Source organism: Gimesia benthica, assembly GCF_009720525.1.
Taxonomy (GTDB): Bacteria; Planctomycetota; Planctomycetia; order Planctomycetales; family Planctomycetaceae; genus Gimesia; species Gimesia benthica.
Window position 1 is genome coordinate 2,260,224 of sequence record NZ_CP043930.1, and the last position, 16,336, is coordinate 2,276,559.

A 16,336-nucleotide genomic window follows, 5' to 3' on the forward strand; every position below is an offset into this window, starting at 1 on the left:
TGGCCACAGCCTGACAAATACACCTGCTAACGATGAAACGACCTTGATGCCCCACGGGTATTCAAGGTCGTTTTGCATTGGGTTCTGTACGAAAACACTGTAAAATAAGGACTATTCGAACGCCAGCGCTTTCGGTTCCCGCGTGGTTCCTGTATCCGAGTCTCCCCTCTAAGGCAAAGTATGTCTACAGCTCTGAAAAATCTGATTCGTTTTCATCACACGCTGATTTGCCTCATTGCCATCAGTGCCTGCTGGCTCTCTTTACCGACGCGAAATCTAAACGCCCAGTCCCCCGATGCCCGCGCGGTCGCGTTTGCCGTCCAGCAGCAGCTGGTCAAGGCAATTGAGAAAGCAGAACACTCCGTCGTCGCGATCTCCAAAATCAAAACCCGCAAACAGCAGTTCCAGTCGCGCATCCCCGCTCCGTTCGGACTCGATCCCAATCAGGATCTGAATCTGAGCCATGACCCACAGGATCTGAATTTTATTCCTACCGAATTCGGTTCGGGTGTGATCATTCCGGATCCCACCAATCAGCAAAGGGTATTGGTGCTGACGAATTTCCACCTCACTCAGGGAGGGCCGATCACGGGGCAGAAGAAAGTTCCCGAGTACCGCCTGTACGTCCACACTGAGGACCGCCGCGGATTCTATGCCACGCTCCTCGCTGCCGATCCGAGAAGTGATCTCGCGGTTCTGGTTCCCGCAGGACGAGTTGCGACAGATGCTTCCCGCCCTCTCAAACCGGTCCAGTATGGAAACACGGAATCAGTCCGTAAGGGACAGTTTGTGATCGCACTGGGGAACCCTTACGCCATTGCCCGTGATGGTTCACCGAGTGCCAGCTGGGGCATTGTGAGTAACTTCCACCGCTACCCCGTCCCCATATTTAAAAACTTCCTGAATCAGGAGCTGTCCAAGAAAGAAACCATCCACCACTTCGGAACCCTGCTTCAGGTGGATACACACCTCGACCTGGGAACCAGTGGCGGCGCTCTCCTCGATCTGGATGGTAATCTGATCGGAGTCACAACGGCCCTGGCCGCTCTGGAAGGTTATGAAAAATCGGCAGGCTACGCGATTCCCATCGATCCGGATACGCGGCGGATCATCGACAGCCTGGCAAACGGGCTTGAGCCGGAATACGGTTTCCTGGGGATCACCCCTGGTACCCTTGATCGCAATGAAGCGAACCGAAATCTTGCCGGTGCTGTCAACCTTACAGAGTCGAGCTATGTTCAGACGAGCGGCGTCAAACAGCATTCACCGGCCCAACAGGCGGGCTTGCGCACCGGCGATCTGATCCTTTCAATCAACGGTAAGCCGCTACGCAACGAACTTGACCTGATGCGTGAAGTAGGGAAAGCAGGCGCGGGGACCGAGGCAAAGCTGCAAATCTTGAGAGGAAAAAATCCGCGTGAGTTGACTCTGACAGTGAAACTGGGAAAATGGCCCGTGGCGGATGATGAAGGGATTGTACAAACCCGCTATCGGCATCCCCTCTGGCGCGGTTTAAGAGTCGATTATCCCACTGCCCGTGCAAAATATACGTTTAGTCCGTTCACTTACCCGCCCGCTGTGGTTGTGACGCATGTCGCTCCCGACAGTCCCGCACAACAGGCCGGGCTGACAGAAGGAACGTTCATCCGCCTGGTCAATGATCAGCCGGTACAAACGCCTGACGCGTTCTATCAGGAAGCACAACGGGCCAGCACTTCACCGGTAACATTACAACTTCTGGATGACCGCAAGGTCGTTCTTCCAAACAGTAAGCAATAAGAAACAATGAAAACAGACGAACTTCGCGAGAGTTATCTTTCCTTCTTTGAAGAAAAAGGCTGTGTCAGAAGACCATCCGACGTTCTGGTCCCCCGGGATGACCCTACGGTTCTGTTTACACCCGCCGGGATGAACCAGTTCAAAGATCAGTTTCTGGGCGTAGGCAAGCTGGAATTCACAAAAGCCACCACCTGTCAGATGTGCCTCCGCACCGGCGATATTCAAAACGTCGGCGTCACCGCTTACCACCATACCTTCTTCGAAATGCTGGGGAATTTCTCGTTTGGAGATTACTTCAAACGCGAAGCCATTCACTGGGCCTGGGAATATCTGACCTCTAAGAAATTTCTGGGCCTCGATCCCAACCTGCTCTCCGTCACCGTCTACCTGGAAGACGATGAGGCCTACAACATCTGGCACGATGAAATCAAGCTCCCCGCCAACCGCATCAGCCGCGAAAACGAACACGAAAACTTCTGGCCCGCCGGTGCTCCTTCAGATGGCCCCGACGGTGTCTGCGGCCCATGTAGCGAAATCTTCTACCACCCCAACGGCGGTAAAGATAACGTTGAAATCTGGAACCTGGTCTTCACCCAGTTCAACCGCGTCGGCGATCCGCCTAATAATCTCAAACCGCTGCCTAAGAAAAACATCGACACCGGAATGGGGCTGGAACGTACCGCTTCCGTTCTGCAGGGCGTGCGCAGCAACTTCGAAATCGATACGCTGAAGCAACTCTGTCTGGCCGCCGGCGATGTTGTCGGCACCGGCTATGGATTCGACAAACCAACGGGCCGTCCGCTCCGTCGTATCTCCGATCACGTTCGCGCCATCACCTTCAGTATCCACGAAGGGGTTAACCCCGGTCGCGATAAGGAAAGCTACGTCGTTCGGCAGCTCCTCCGTCGCGCCTTGCTCGAAGGCTATCTGCTCGGTAAACAGGAACCGTTCCTGTATCAACTGGTGCCGGCTGTCGTCGACATCATGCAGACTCCCTACCCGGAAATCGCCAAGACTGTCGAACACGTACAGCACACCATCAAGGAAGAGGAAGAACAGTTCCTGGGCGTCATCGAAAAAGGTCTCACTCGCTTCGAAGGCTTCCTGAAAAAAGCCGAACAGGAAGGCAAATCGGAAATCGCCGGTGAAGATGCTTTCGACCTGCACCAGACTGATGGCTTCCTGATCGAACTCACCGAAGCTCTCGCTGCTAAAAACAATATCAGCGTCAATCGCACGGAATTCAACAACCTGATGCAGCAGCACAAAGAAGGCAGCGGCAGCGGGTTGTTCCTCGATTCGGTTATGTCAGAAGGTCCGCTGACAGCGCTGCACAAAACCACCAGCGACACGCAATTCAAAGGCTATGAAACCACCGTGGATGAAGGTAAGGTCGTCGGCATTATCGCTGAAGATCGCCTGGTGGAATCCGTCGTGGAAAAGGGTCATGCCCATCCCGTCGTTGTCGTGCTCGATCAGACCCCTTTCTATGCCGAAGCCGGTGGTCAGGTGGGAGACACGGGTTACCTCGAAGGAGAAGGCCTGAAATTTGAAGTCGTGAATACCCAGCGTAACGGCGGATTGATTCTGCACATCGGTCATCTGCAGGAAGGCAAACTGGAACAGGGACAAACCCTCAAGGCTACGGTAATCGAACCGCGCCGGTCCGGCATCCAGCGTGCTCACTCCGCCACTCACCTGCTGCATCACGCCCTGCACACCGTCATCGGCGACAGCGCCATGCAGCGGGGGTCGAAAGTCGAACAGGACACACTCCGCTTCGACTTCTCACACAGCAAGGCACTCACCCCCGAAGAAATCAGCCAGGTCGAAGATATCATCAACCAGCGGATTTCCGAAGGCGCCTCTGTCACCACCCAGTTGATGAAACTGCAGGATGCCCGCAACCTGGGAGCCATGGCTCTCTTCGGTGAGAAATATCCTGACAATGTCCGCGTGGTCCAGATGGGTGACTTCAGTATCGAACTCTGCGGGGGAACCCACCTCACCAATACGGGACAGGTCGGACTCTGCAAGATCGTTAATGAAGAACCGGTCGCCAAAGGCGTTCGTCGAATTCACGCTTTAACCGGCCCGAAAGCCCTGGAAAAGACGCGCAACAGCGAAAAGCTGCTGCAGGAAATCGCTGGTCAGCTCAAAGCGCCTCGACTGGATGAACTTCCCCAGAAAATCGCCCATCTGCAGGACGAAATCCGGGAAATGAAAAAACAGCTGCTTAAGTTCTCCAGTAAATCACTGGCGGGAACCGCCGATGAACTGCTGGATGAAGCACCTGTTGTGAACGATGTCAAAATCGTGGCCTATCACGCGAAAGATGTCTCACGCGATCAGTTGCGGGAACTGGCAGACCACCTGCGGAAGAAAGGCAAACAGGTCGCACTGATCCTGGGTACCGAGATTGACGGCAAAGTCGCTTTGATGGCCGCCGTTAACCAGGAGCTGGTAAAACAGGGACTCAAAGCCGGTGACTGCGTGAAAGCAGCTGCCAAAGTGGTCGGCGGAGGCGGCGGTGGTCGTCCCGATATGGCCGAAGCCGGCGGTAAGGATCCGGAACAACTCGACGCCGCTCTGAAAACCGGCGCAGACTACTACCGCAGTCAGCTCGAAGGTTAACTTTGACGCGTTGAACGCCTAGAGCAGCTTACGACGATTCAGCTCAGCGACGACATGTTGCACAATCTGCGACACGTCGCTGGCGCTGAGATCTTCGCTGACTCCTGTCGCACAGCCACCGATGGGCTCATTGGTGAAGCCATGCTCAGACAGCATGCACTGCAGCGTACGACTCAAAGTCACGATATCCGTTTTCTGTTCGGATGTAATCGGCTGACGTCCCTGCCCCATATTGAACCCACGGAGTTCAACCGCAGCCCGGAACCCTTCCGGAAACTCAGCAGAATAGATCATCGTATCGAACAGCGTCAGCAGATCATATTGCACACGACGGGCTTCATCGAGCTGACCGGAAGTGGTCAGGTCATACAGCTTGCGTGTCAGCTCCGGTACGACACCAGAACTCGCATTGGTTCCCCCGTCTGCACCAATCAGCATCAACGGCATGAGTGCCGCATCCCAGCCTGTCAGAAATGAGAATTCCGGACGGTTGGGCCGCACGGCCTGAATCATACGAATCATGTTGGGCAGATCGCCAGAGGAATCTTTGATCGCCACGATCTTTTCACATTCTTCTGAAAGACGCTGGATCGTTGGTACATCGATCGGACTCGCAAACATCGGAATGTTATACAGAGTCACATCGATGGGAGTATTATCCCCAATTTCCTTAAAATAGGCATAAACAGAGGCCGGGCTCAACTTGTAATAAAAAGGAGCCACAATGGCGACTGCCCGAATACCCAGTTCGTAGTAGTACTCGCAGGCCTTGATCGTTTCCCGCACATTGGCTTCCGCAGCCCCGGCCAGAATCGGTACACGGCCGCGAGTCTGATCCGCAATGATGGCTACAATTCGTTTGCGTTCTTCAGGAGTAAAACGAGTGAATTCCCCCGTAGAACCGTTGGGATAGAGCCCATGCACTCCCTTTTCGATCAGCCAGTCAATATAACGGCGTAATTCCGGCTCATTAATTTCACCACGAGAATCGTAGGGAACCAGGTTGGGAGTGAAGATACCACGGAGCTTGGTCTCGGACTGCATGTTGGGGGACACCTATACTGAAAATCAAACAGGACTGGGAGTTTGAAGAATTTAGGTGAAGTATAACATATAAATCAGCCCGGGGACACGGATTCAGACCTCTTCTCGCGACTCTTCCGGAGACTCGGAGGGGTCCTCAGAATCGGAATCCGTCTGATCCGATTCACCTGCGCTCTCCGTTTCTTCGTCAGATCCGTTATCCCTGCTGTTAAACTCCTCAGCCGTCACCCCCGCTTCCAGCAGGGCCTTCGCCTCGGTTTCCGCAGATCGGCCATAGAAGAACAGAATCAGGAACAGCACCACCAGCCCGACCGGTAACAGGATATAAGGCTGAAATCCGAAGCCCACCGGCAGGTACCCGAAGAGCACCGAGACCCCCGCGACTGTCAAAGCGTAAGGGATCTGGGTCAGCACGTGATCGAGATGGTCCGAGCCTGATGCTGCCGACGACAGAACCGTAGTATCGGAGATGGGAGAACAGTGATCGCCAAAAATGGCGCCAGCCAGCACACCACCGATGGTTCCCAGCATCAGATGATGATTAGGATCGGCTTCATTCAGTGGCACCAGCAGACTGTAAGTCAACGAGATCGACAAAGGCATTAACAGGCCCATGGTAGACCAGGAACTTCCGGTTGCGAAACTGACGACGGCTGCCAGCAGAAACGTAATGGTAGGCATCCAGTTGGGTGACAGTTTTTCAGAAAGTAGTTCCACCAGCACACCGGCGGTATTCAGGTGCTGCTGATCACAAACGGTCGCTACGGACCAGGCCAGTACCAGAATCAGGATCGCCAGGAACATACTCTTGGCCCCGTTTGCCCAGGCCTCTACGCATTCACTCAACGGAAGCGATTTGGAAAGGCTGCAGCTCACGACCGCTGCAATCGAAGCCAGAAAAGAGGTAATCAACAGTACGCGGTTGGGAGAAGAATGCTCAAGGACATTTTGAAAATTGACTTTGAGCTCCGCCTGTCCCAACTGTTCCCGTTCCAGATTGAGCCTGTTAATCTCGATCGTCCCTGTCCACCAGAGTCCGATCATAGCCAGCCCCAGTAATACCACCAGGGGGACCAGTGCATTCCGCAACAACTGGCGTCGCGCGAGCTCACCACTTTCGGCATGCCCCTCTACTTCCGTCACATTAAACCGCCCGGGACGAACCAGTTGCCCGTAAGCGATGGCCCGTGTCTCTGCTTTTAACATCGGTCCAAAATCATTACCGATGTAAGCCACCAGCCAGACAAACGCCAGCAACTGTAACGGATAGAATCGATAAGGCAGACTGTATAAGAAGGTCGTATAGTAGTCCCCGGTCATCCCCAGACTTGCGTAAGTATCCGCGATATATCCGATCTCGACACCAACCCAGGTGGAAATAATCGCAATTCCCGAAACGGGTGCCGCGGTTGAGTCGACCAGGAAAGCCAGCTTTTCCCGCGAGACTTTCATCCGATCGGTAAATGGTCGCATTGAACTGCCGACCAGCAACGAATTCGCGTAGTCATCAAAAAAGATAATCAACCCCAGAAACCAGGTCATGACCTGGCTGTGCTCTCGCTTTGATGCATAGCGGGAGAGACGATTGACCAGAGCAGCCGTACCTCCCCCTGCGGACATCACACCGACCATCGCTCCCAGGAACATCGTAAACATGATGATCATCATGTGGGAATAACTGGTACTGCCTGGCTCGACAATCTCATGGATCACGAACGTATCCAGCGTATGCACGAATCCCAGAAACAGGTTTCCATGCGATAAGATGACAGCCCCCACCCAGATACTGACCAGCAAAGCGAGGATAATATTCCGAAACCAGATCGCCAGTATCACCGCAATCAAAGGAGGTAACAGGCTCAGCCATTTGGAAATTCGATAAACTTCCACAGTGCCTGACCGACGCTGGTCAGGATCCACACGGATCACATCGCTGGTAATGTAGACCTTTCGATTCTCCGCGAGATCCGTTTTAAGCTCCAGCACTCCGTTTTTAAAAGGCGGCAGTGCCGTGTCGACTTCATGGACCCAGAGCTCAAGACCGACAACTTTCTGAGGGTGCTCAGAAAAATTGGTATCCAGACTACCATCCAGATTTAGCGCCCGGATTGTGACCTGACTCACGGGAATATCGATCACAGCCACATTGGGGGCTTCAATCTGGTAACGTGCCGGCTCCTGTTTGAGTGGCACCTCCGCAATCGGTGCGGTCTGCCCCAGCAGGCTGGTGATAATAATCAGAAGTGAATGAGTCGCCGCCATCGTCCCTCAGGCTGCTGAGTGATTCTAAGATTGGGACAGAGCCTGTCCGCGTCAGATCAGACGTTCCATTTCTCGTGAAAACATATTGAAACGGATCATCATCCGAACCGCAAGCGAGGATTTCCAGAAACGCATGTTCGCTGCTTAATCACCGCCGGCAGATGTAAAGCTGGCTAATCTACCGAGTTATCTGGCTTCTCGGCGGGCCAGTAAAGATGGAAGGTGACCCCGCGATCGGAGTTGGGTTCTGCAGCAATCGTAGCGCCGTGCTGCGTGGCAATCCGCCAGGACTTGGACAAACCAAATCCGAGCCCTCGTCCCGCCTGCCGCGCCGAATAAAATGGATCAAACAGGTGGATGCGTTCTTCCTCCGTCAGCCCCGCCCCCTCATCAATGACCTTCAAGTGAATGAAAGGCCCTGACTCCGTCTCAAGCGGGGAGGCACTGATCTTAATCTGTCCACCTGCTTCCATCGCCTGCAGACTGTTCAACAGCAGATTACTCAACACGACTTTCCACTGTGTTTCATCTGCGTACAGGGACAGCGACTCAGCAATGTTGACCTCTAGCTGTACTTTCCATTGATTGATTTCTTCCTGTAAGCTTACGAGCACGTCATCAATGGTTTGTGAGAGCGACAATGCTTCAGGTCGGGGAGCGGGCGGACGTGCGAACAACATCGCATCACCGATCATATCCCTGACCCGGTAAGCCTGACCGCCAATTGTCGACAGGGCCTGCCGACGTTCGGGGTCAGTCTCTGATTTGAGCAGCATCTGCACCCGCCCGACGATGGTCGCTACGGGGTTATTGATTTCATGTCCGGCCCCGGCGGCAAATTCCGCCATCGCTTCCAGCTTATCAGCGTCGGGGAGAATCCATTTCGCTGTGGAGGTCGACTCTCCCGAATTAGATTCTCCCTGTATTAAGGCCTGACTCAATACGCGCTGACTCACATCCAGTAATTCAGAAACCAGAAGATCAAACCCGTCTCTCACACTGGGAGTAAATAGAAACAGGCCCAGCATCGTCTCCCGATGACAGGCCTGATAATAAGCGCGTGCAGGTTGATCCGAAATATCGGCAAAAGAATGAGCCTCATTCATCAAGGCGTGCAGCCGTTCTTCGCGGGAAGCCCCGGGAAGTACGGGAACAATCTCACGATTCACAGAAGAGGCTTCCTGCTCCGAAGCATACAGCATAGCAGCCGAAAACTGAGAGGGCTCTGATTCCAGAACCCCCAGATAAACGGCAGCAGAACCTGTTGCTTCACACCAGACTGAAGCGAGTTCACTAATGGTCGATCCCAGTGAGCGCGTGGGGATCAATGACCAGAGACGTCGAGAAATGACAGCCGGTAAGTGAGTCTCTACGCTACCGGTCTCGCTCGACATCTGACACTCCCTGCAGCAGTCTCCACGACGACCGGACGTTTTCCGATCGTCATGAAACCGATGACTGCCCTGGTTCAGGCAGTGTGAACAGACTCCAGGTTCAACAGTGTGCAGACCCGATCTGCCAGTTGCTCAACTTCGAACGGCTTCTGCATGAAGTCGTTAGCGCCGGCTGCTTTCAGATCATCAATCTTGTCTGCTTCGACCATACCACTGATACAGATGATTTTCACATCGTCCATGGATGAATCACTGCGGACCCGCTGACAGACTTCTTTACCGTTAATATCAGGCAGCATCACGTCCAGAATAATGATGTCCGGATGATATTCTTTGACCATCATCCCTGCATCGAAGCCGTTGTTCGCAACACGAATTTCGAAGCGTGAATCGGCTTCCAGAACGTCGCGAATCAACTCTACCAACTCTTCGTCGTCGTCCACAATTAAAGCTTTGCGCTTCCCACTTTCCAGGGCATCAGTGGGAATTCCGTTGTCCTTCATGAACTTGAACAGAACATCGCGCGGAATACGTCGAAAACGAGAACCGGGTACCCGAAATCCCTTTAATTGGCCAGAATCAAAACAGCGAATAATCGTTTGTTGACTCACTTTGCAAATCTTTGCGGCTTCGCCTGTGGTAAAGACCGTTTTCATATTGCTCATCCATCCTTTGAAGACCCGACCCTGTTGAGCGGGAATGACCAAGCGCTGTAAGGTTATTACGACATGCAATAACCGAGCCCCTGCGCAGGTGCCCCAGTGACCCGTTCACTGATCAACCTGCCTGAAACTGACATCTCCATAATCAGCCTCTTATCTATTCACTTGAATCCAGTCAACTGAATTCAGGTAAAGCGATAAAAAACCGCATCCTCCAAGGTGCAGTTCTGTGGCCCGTCACTTGCCAAACGCTACTGATTGGCCAGACGTCACAGGTATCCCACATGGATCCAAACGCCAAAACTTTCAATACCGCTTGACTTTACCAGTATTATCAATAATTCCGATTGTATCTATTCTGACGATTTGGTCAACACGCATTCGCTCGGTTGACCAATTTATTGAAATAAACATGTACAAAACATGAACTTAGAGAAAGTCGAGCAGGCTGAATTCGTACTATTTCAACGAAGATTAAATCAGACAGTTAAGTAGCGCGCAGCACAAAACTGACGCATTCATAATGAGTTATGAGAAATATTCTTCCAGAACGGAAAATTTCAGGTCGCCATGCGGCTGCTACTATTGAGATACAGCACCAGAACCGTCAGATCGGCTGGAGTCACTCCACTGATCCTTCCTGCCTGTCCAATGTTACGCGGCTTGACACGACTCAGCTTCTCTTTGGCCTCATTTCTCAGATTGGGGACCAGCTGATAGTCAATATGGTCAGGTATGTGCAGTGTCTCTACGTTCTTCTGCTTTTCGATTTCAGCAGTCTGACGACGGATATAACCAGCGTATTGGACCTCAATCAGCGTCTGTTCGATGGCTCTCTCCGAGAGCGGCATCTCTTTGAGGGCCGGAGCAATTTCACAGATTTCTTCCCAGCCCGTATCCTGGCGACGCAGCCATTCCTCCAGCGTGTTCCCCTGGTAACGGGTTCCCTGAATGAACTGCTTGATCTGGTCAATCTCGGCTTCATACGCCTGGTACTTCTGCCAACGTTCATCATCGACCGAGCCTACTTTACGCCCCAGCGGTGTCATCCGGCGGTCTGCGTTATCCTGTCGGAGCAGCAGTCGAAACTCGGCCCGTGATGTAAACATTCTGTAAGGCTCATCGACGCCTTTCGTCACCAGGTCATCAATCAGCACACCCAGGTAGGCCTGGTTCCGATCCAGAATCAGGTCTTCCTTACCAGCCAGCTTCAAAGCTGCATTCAAACCGGCCAGCAACCCCTGCCCGGCTGCCTCTTCATAGCCCGTCGTTCCATTCAACTGACCAGCGAAGTAAAGACCGGAAACCCGTTTCGTCTCCAGCGTCGGCTTGAGCTGCGTCGGGGTCGCGAAGTCATATTCGACTGCATAGCCGTACCGCATGATCTCGGTCTGCTCCAGTCCCCGAATCGAATGAATCATCTTGTCCTGCACATCACGAGGCAGACTGGTGGAGATCCCATTACAGTAATATTCGTTGGTGTAACGTCCTTCCGGCTCCAGAAAGATCTGATGAGAATTCCGCTCTGCGAACCGGACGACCTTATCTTCGATCGATGGACAATAACGCGGCCCAGTCGAATTAATCTGTCCCGAATACATGGGCGCGCGGTGCAGATTCTCGTTGATCAACTGATGCACGTAGTCGTTGGTTTCTGTCAGATAGCAGGGCATCTGCGGCTGTGTCAGCTTCTCTGTCAGATAAGAGAACGGCTGCGGTGCTTCATCACCGGGCTGTTCTTCCAGTACAGAGAAATCAATGGTCCTTCCATTCAGACGGGCGGGAGTTCCTGTTTTGAATCGCTGCAGTTCAAAGCCAAGCTGGGCCAGGCTGTCAGACAGGGTTCCCGTGGTCCCTTCTCCGGCGCGCCCCCCTTTGGTTTTCGCTTCACCGGTATGCATAATCGCCTGCAGAAAAGTTCCCGTCGTCAGGATTACGGCTTGCGCTCGATAACAGGCATCGCCGTGTACCAGCACTCCGGTAACCAGATCCTGTTCCACAATCAGACTTTTGACCATCTCCTGGCGTAACGCTAGATTGTCCTGCTGCTCGACCTTCCACTTCATGCAGAACTGATAAGCCTTTTTATCAGCCTGGGCCCGGGGACTGTGCATCGCCGGCCCTTTGGAACGATTCAGCATCCGAAACTGGATCCCGGTCTCATCGATCACCCGCCCCATTTCGCCGCCCAGCGCATCGATCTCTCGCACGATCTGTCCCTTGGCAACTCCACCAATGGCGGGGTTACAGCTCATCTGACCTACAGTGTCGCAGTTCATGGTTAACAGAGCCGTTTTCGCTCCCAACCGGGCTGCAGCCAGAGCGGCTTCGCAACCGGCGTGGCCGGCACCGACAACAACGACATCAAAATCATAGGTGACAGAATAACTCATGGTTCTTCTTTGCAGTTCAGAGACGCCAGGCGTGCTAACTTATCGAAACAGGGGACCCGCATCGGGGGGATTGAGCTTCAAATGCTCCAATGCCGCCATCGTGACGATTCGCCCGCGGGGAGAACGCTGAATGAAACCGGAACGCAGTAGAAACGGCTCGACTTCATCTTCCAGCGTATCAGCCGGGATATTCAGACTGTGCCCCAGCGCCTGGACTCCTGCAGGCCCGCCGGAAAATGTCTTGATCAGAGTTTCCAGGTACCGGCGGTCCTGGCGTTCCAGACCAATCTGATCGATTTCCAGCATTTCAAATGCCCGCTTGACGACTTCATCGGTAATATTACCATCTGCCTTGCTCGTCGCAAAGTCCCGCGCCCAGCGTAACAGGTTATTTGCCTTACGTGGGGTGCCTCGGCTGCGGCGGGCAATTTCAAAAGCAGCATCGTCGGTGATCGGTGTTCTGAGTTTGCGGGCATTCCGCCGCACAATTTCGATCAGATCCTGGTCTTCATAAAAATCGAGGTGCTCGCGACGGACAAAGCGATCCCGCAAAGGCGCGGTCAACATACCGCTCCGTGTCGTCGCACCAATGACGGTGAACTTCTGCAGTTTCATATTCACCGTCCGGGCATTCAATCCTTCACCCAGGGTGATATCGACCCGAAAATCTTCCATGGCCGGATAAATAAATTCTTCCACGGTCGCCGGCATTCGGTGAATTTCATCGATAAACAGGAACGAACCGTGGCTGGCATTGGTCAGGTAAGGCAGCAGGTCTTTGGGGGCACTGAGTGCAGGACCGGATGTGATCTGCAGTTCGGTTCCCAGTTCGCGAGGCAGTACGGATGCCAGTGTCGTCTTTCCCAGGCCAGGCGGACCATCCAGCAGCAGGTGCCCCAGCGGCTCATTCCGCTTACGGGTCGCGTCCAGAAAGACCTCCAGGCGTTCCACGACCTGTCGCTGACCGACCACTTCACTTAAGCGCTGGGGACGGAGTTCGTCATCATATTCAGGATCATCAGCCAGATAGCCGGAATTCCAGCCCCCGCCACCGCCGGAAAAATCATCTTCCGGCTCGTCTTCCCCTCTAATTACAGGCTCACGAACCATAGTTTCGACCAGGACCTTATGTATATCACCCGGAGACCCCACGGCCTCTGCAAATCGGCTGGTATCATAGCAGACAGACTCCCCTGACGTAAAACCCAGACAGGCAGGCTCTGGAGAATTCTGACAGCTCAAAGGTCGAAAAAGTTCACGGTGAGTGTGTAATCTGCGCGTAGGCTACTGCTTTGACCAGTAATACATAAGAGTAAAAGAAGACCGTCGCCGGAAGGCTCAGCAGAATGGCTCCTCCCAGCACTGCCTCAAATGGTAGTTCCAGCGAATACACCAGCAGAAACGAGATCCCAAATAATGCTGCGACCCCCAGCAGAACCAGCCCAAACAACGAAAGAAATATCAGAAACAATGTCAGCAGATTTCCTTTAGTCACATCAACCGACTTACCGAAAGCATCGACCCCGGGCAGGTTTCGGTCTACCAGCAGATAGGGATAGGGCCAGAACATCAGCGCCAGTACATACCCCAGCAACGCAAATATCAGATTGGCAAAGAAGATGAGTCCCTGAAAGAGGATGGTACAGAGAACCATCCGCCCCACAAATGGTCTGCCTGCGAACAAGTCCCCCATGACGGGCTGATGATCCCGCGCCATTTTCAGAAACAGGAGCACTTTTCCCAGCTCACAGTAAGCGGCACCATAGAGCGTCACAATGACCAGGATCAGCCCCAGAAATGCCACACCCAACACCATCAGAGGCCCTTCCGGCATCACCGACTGCAGCCCCATACAGACCAGAAGAAACACTCCCAGGAGCAGCCCTGCAAAGCAGGCAAACAGAATATTGGCCAGTAGAGGACCAAGGATACAAAGGCCCGGATACTCCCAGAACAATTGCCAGGCACGGTCCAGAACCTGCCCGACTTTGATTGACTGATACTCGTCTGTTGTTAATGATTTTCGGCTGAGAACCTCTCCACATTCGGTACATGCGTCATCGGATCTGAGGTTCACAGCCCCGCACATGGGGCATTCCACAGTCTCAGCGGCAGGCTGCCGGAGGGGAGGTTCCTCGAAGAAATCGTCGTAGACGTCAGCAGCCAGCGAGTCATCGGGACGCGGAACGGAAATCGTTTCAGTGCACTGAGGACATCGTGCCAGGCTTCCCGCCTTATCATCAGGAGCAGACAATACTTTCTGGCAAAACGGGCACTCAAACTCAATCGTCAACGAATCGGGACTTTCTCAGCTGTTCTAACCGCGTTTCAGCAACCATCGATTACTGGTTAGTCATTTCGGCGTAGGCGACCGTTTGAAGCATGTACGTAAAGGGGACAATCAAGATCAAACCGACGAACAAAGTCACAATCCCCCCGACCGCTACGATCAGGAAGCTTAAAATGGATAGCCCGAAGAACGTCAACTTGTTGCCGGCCATGACTTCTTTTGCCTTTTTGAATGACTCAATCCCCGGCAGATCCCGATCGATCAGGATGAACGAGTAAGGCCAGAACATCAGCGACAGAATGATTCCGGGAATGATCAGAGCGATGAATCCCAGTGTGACAACCAGACCGTAAATGATACTGCAGAGAATCATCCGCCCCAGAAACGGACCTCCACTGAAGAGTTCATTGAATTCAGGGTTCTCCCCGCGGGCCAGTTGGAGGAAAACCCTCTGCCCTCCCAGCTGAAAGTAAAACATGACACAGTAGGTCATAAAATTCTGCATGAGCGCCAGGACCACAACTGCCACCATAGTACCATCTCCGCGCCCCCCTCCCTGCAGGACCGCCGTCTGGACGATCTGCATGAAAATTCCGATGACCATGGAAGCCACAAAATAAATACTGCCGGCGACCAGAGGAATGGCAATGACCATTCCGAGATTGGCTTTGTAGAGCTCCCAGGCACGGGAGAATGTCTCATTGATGCTGAAGATCCGGGGTTCCCAGCCACCTCGACCAGAGCTACTCGTTGCTTTCAGGGTCTCGCCGCAGTAGTCACATTTCGCAGCGCCTGCAGGGACCGATTCACCACACATGGGGCAAACCTGCTGACCACCGGCGAGAAAACTCTGTTCCTCGCTGACCGTCTGCTCTCCCAGAAAGCTGGACTCCTCCGGGACAGGGGCGTCAAACTCACCAAAGCCATCATCAGCACTAATATCTGTTGCCGGCGCCGGTACAGTCACGGCTTCGCCACATTGGGGACATTTTGCTCTGCGGCCGGCTTTGTCATCTGAAGTTTTGAGAACTTTGTCACAGTGTGAGCAACTAAATTCAATCGTCAAGCCGCTGTCCCCCTCAAAATCAGGTTGTCAATGTTGTCAGCTATTCGGCCATGACCTCGGCCATGATTTCGTCTGGAATGTTGAAGTTCGCTGTGACGCTCTGCACATCATCATGGTCTTCCAGTGCTTCCATCAGTTTGAGCACTTTTTTACCATCTTCCACGTCCAAGTCTACAGTTGTCTCGGGAATCCGTGAAATTTCTGCCAGATTGGTGGGAATCTGTTTCTGTTCGAATTCATCTGCCACCTGCTGAAACGCTTCCACGCTACAGGTCACCTCATAGACATCGCCATTTGCTTTAACGTCATCGGCTCCCGCTTCCAGGGCGATTTCGAACAGCTCATCTTCTTCCACGTTTTCACAGGGAACCAGAAACAGCCCTTTCCGCTCAAACATCCAGGCAACACAACCAGTGCTGCCCAGATTACCGCCGTGCACTTCGAAGATTTTTCGAACTTCCCCTGCCGTCCGATTACGGTTTTCAGTCAGAATATCGCACAGTACGGCGACACCGGCTGAACCATAGCCTTCATAAACCAGTTCTTCAAAATTCTCTCCGGAGAGTTCGCCGCAGCCTTTTTTGACAGCCCGGTCGATATTCTCCTTAGGCATACTGGCCTTGCGGGCTTTATCGATCGCATAACGCAGGGCCAGGTTCATCACCGGATCCCCACCCCCATGCTGAGCAGCCACGATGATAGCGCGACTTAATTTGCCAAAGAGTTTCCCTCGCTTTTTATCTACCACCCCTTTCTTGGCGGCGATATTAGCCCAGTGTGAATGACCTGCCATGGATGTATTTCGCTTAACT

General features: G+C 53.3%; 11 protein-coding genes. 2 read left to right on the forward strand and 9 right to left on the reverse strand.

The window, feature by feature from the left end:
• Positions 1–180: 180 nt before the first annotated feature.
• Both F1728_RS08540 and alaS read left to right on the forward strand, forming a co-directional pair.
• Complete coding sequence (locus tag F1728_RS08540) at positions 181–1,779, forward strand: trypsin-like peptidase domain-containing protein (protein WP_155363754.1); 1,599 nt, start codon at positions 181–183, stop codon at positions 1,777–1,779.
• A 6-nt stretch (positions 1,780–1,785) separates the two neighbouring features.
• Positions 1,786–4,413 carry an alanine--tRNA ligase gene (alaS, locus tag F1728_RS08545; protein ID WP_155363755.1) on the forward strand — a complete coding sequence of 876 codons (2,628 nt, stop codon included), beginning with the start codon at positions 1,786–1,788 and terminating at the stop codon, positions 4,411–4,413.
• An 18-nt stretch (positions 4,414–4,431) separates the two neighbouring features.
• Here the strand turns inward: alaS and F1728_RS08550 are convergent, their stop codons facing one another.
• The 9 genes from F1728_RS08550 to F1728_RS08590 form a co-directional block, all read right to left on the reverse strand.
• A complete protein-coding gene (locus F1728_RS08550) occupies positions 4,432–5,457 on the reverse strand; it encodes a dihydrodipicolinate synthase family protein (RefSeq protein ID WP_149341260.1) in 1,026 nt (341 codons plus the stop codon).
• 93 nt (positions 5,458–5,550) lie between these two features.
• Positions 5,551–7,719 (reverse strand): Na+/H+ antiporter NhaC family protein, encoded by a 2,169-nt coding sequence (locus tag F1728_RS08555; protein ID WP_155363756.1) that lies wholly within the window; start codon positions 7,717–7,719, stop codon positions 5,551–5,553.
• Between the two features lie 173 nt (positions 7,720–7,892).
• Positions 7,893–9,113 carry a sensor histidine kinase gene (locus F1728_RS08560; RefSeq protein ID WP_155363757.1) on the reverse strand — a complete coding sequence of 407 codons (1,221 nt, stop codon included), beginning with the start codon at positions 9,111–9,113 and terminating at the stop codon, positions 7,893–7,895.
• A 74-nt stretch (positions 9,114–9,187) separates the two neighbouring features.
• Positions 9,188–9,769, reverse strand: coding sequence for a response regulator (locus F1728_RS08565; protein WP_145037498.1), 582 nt, complete (start codon positions 9,767–9,769; stop codon positions 9,188–9,190).
• 566 nt (positions 9,770–10,335) lie between these two features.
• A complete protein-coding gene (gene mnmG / locus F1728_RS08570; protein WP_155363758.1) occupies positions 10,336–12,168 on the reverse strand; it encodes a tRNA uridine-5-carboxymethylaminomethyl(34) synthesis enzyme MnmG in 1,833 nt (610 codons plus the stop codon).
• A gap of 39 nt (positions 12,169–12,207) precedes the next feature.
• A complete protein-coding gene (ruvB, locus tag F1728_RS08575) occupies positions 12,208–13,278 on the reverse strand; it encodes a Holliday junction branch migration DNA helicase RuvB (RefSeq protein WP_155363759.1) in 1,071 nt (356 codons plus the stop codon).
• Between the two features lie 145 nt (positions 13,279–13,423).
• Complete coding sequence (locus F1728_RS08580; protein WP_155363760.1) at positions 13,424–14,422, reverse strand: hypothetical protein; 999 nt, start codon at positions 14,420–14,422, stop codon at positions 13,424–13,426.
• Between the two features lie 88 nt (positions 14,423–14,510).
• A complete protein-coding gene (locus F1728_RS08585) occupies positions 14,511–15,425 on the reverse strand; it encodes a zinc ribbon domain-containing protein (RefSeq protein ID WP_155363761.1) in 915 nt (304 codons plus the stop codon).
• Positions 15,426–15,564: 139 nt separating this feature from the next.
• Positions 15,565–16,317 (reverse strand): YebC/PmpR family DNA-binding transcriptional regulator, encoded by a 753-nt coding sequence (locus F1728_RS08590; protein WP_145037486.1) that lies wholly within the window; start codon positions 16,315–16,317, stop codon positions 15,565–15,567.
• Positions 16,318–16,336 lie beyond the last annotated feature (19 nt).

Bases quoted from the DNA above. Each gene is read 5' to 3' on its own strand.
- ruvB (WP_155363759.1), bottom strand. From the start codon at position 13,278: ATGGTTCGTGAGCCTGTAATTAGAGGGGAAGACGAGCCGGAAGATGAT.
- F1728_RS08540 (WP_155363754.1), top strand. From the start codon at position 181: ATGTCTACAGCTCTGAAAAATCTGATTCGTTTTCATCACACGCTGATT.
- F1728_RS08590 (WP_145037486.1), bottom strand. From the start codon at position 16,317: ATGGCAGGTCATTCACACTGGGCTAATATCGCCGCCAAGAAAGGGGTG.
- F1728_RS08550 (WP_149341260.1), bottom strand. From the start codon at position 5,457: ATGCAGTCCGAGACCAAGCTCCGTGGTATCTTCACTCCCAACCTGGTT.
- mnmG (WP_155363758.1), bottom strand. From the start codon at position 12,168: ATGAGTTATTCTGTCACCTATGATTTTGATGTCGTTGTTGTCGGTGCC.
- F1728_RS08555 (WP_155363756.1), bottom strand. From the start codon at position 7,719: ATGGCGGCGACTCATTCACTTCTGATTATTATCACCAGCCTGCTGGGG.
- F1728_RS08560 (WP_155363757.1), bottom strand. From the start codon at position 9,113: ATGTCGAGCGAGACCGGTAGCGTAGAGACTCACTTACCGGCTGTCATT.
- F1728_RS08565 (WP_145037498.1), bottom strand. From the start codon at position 9,769: ATGAAAACGGTCTTTACCACAGGCGAAGCCGCAAAGATTTGCAAAGTG.
- alaS (WP_155363755.1), top strand. From the start codon at position 1,786: ATGAAAACAGACGAACTTCGCGAGAGTTATCTTTCCTTCTTTGAAGAA.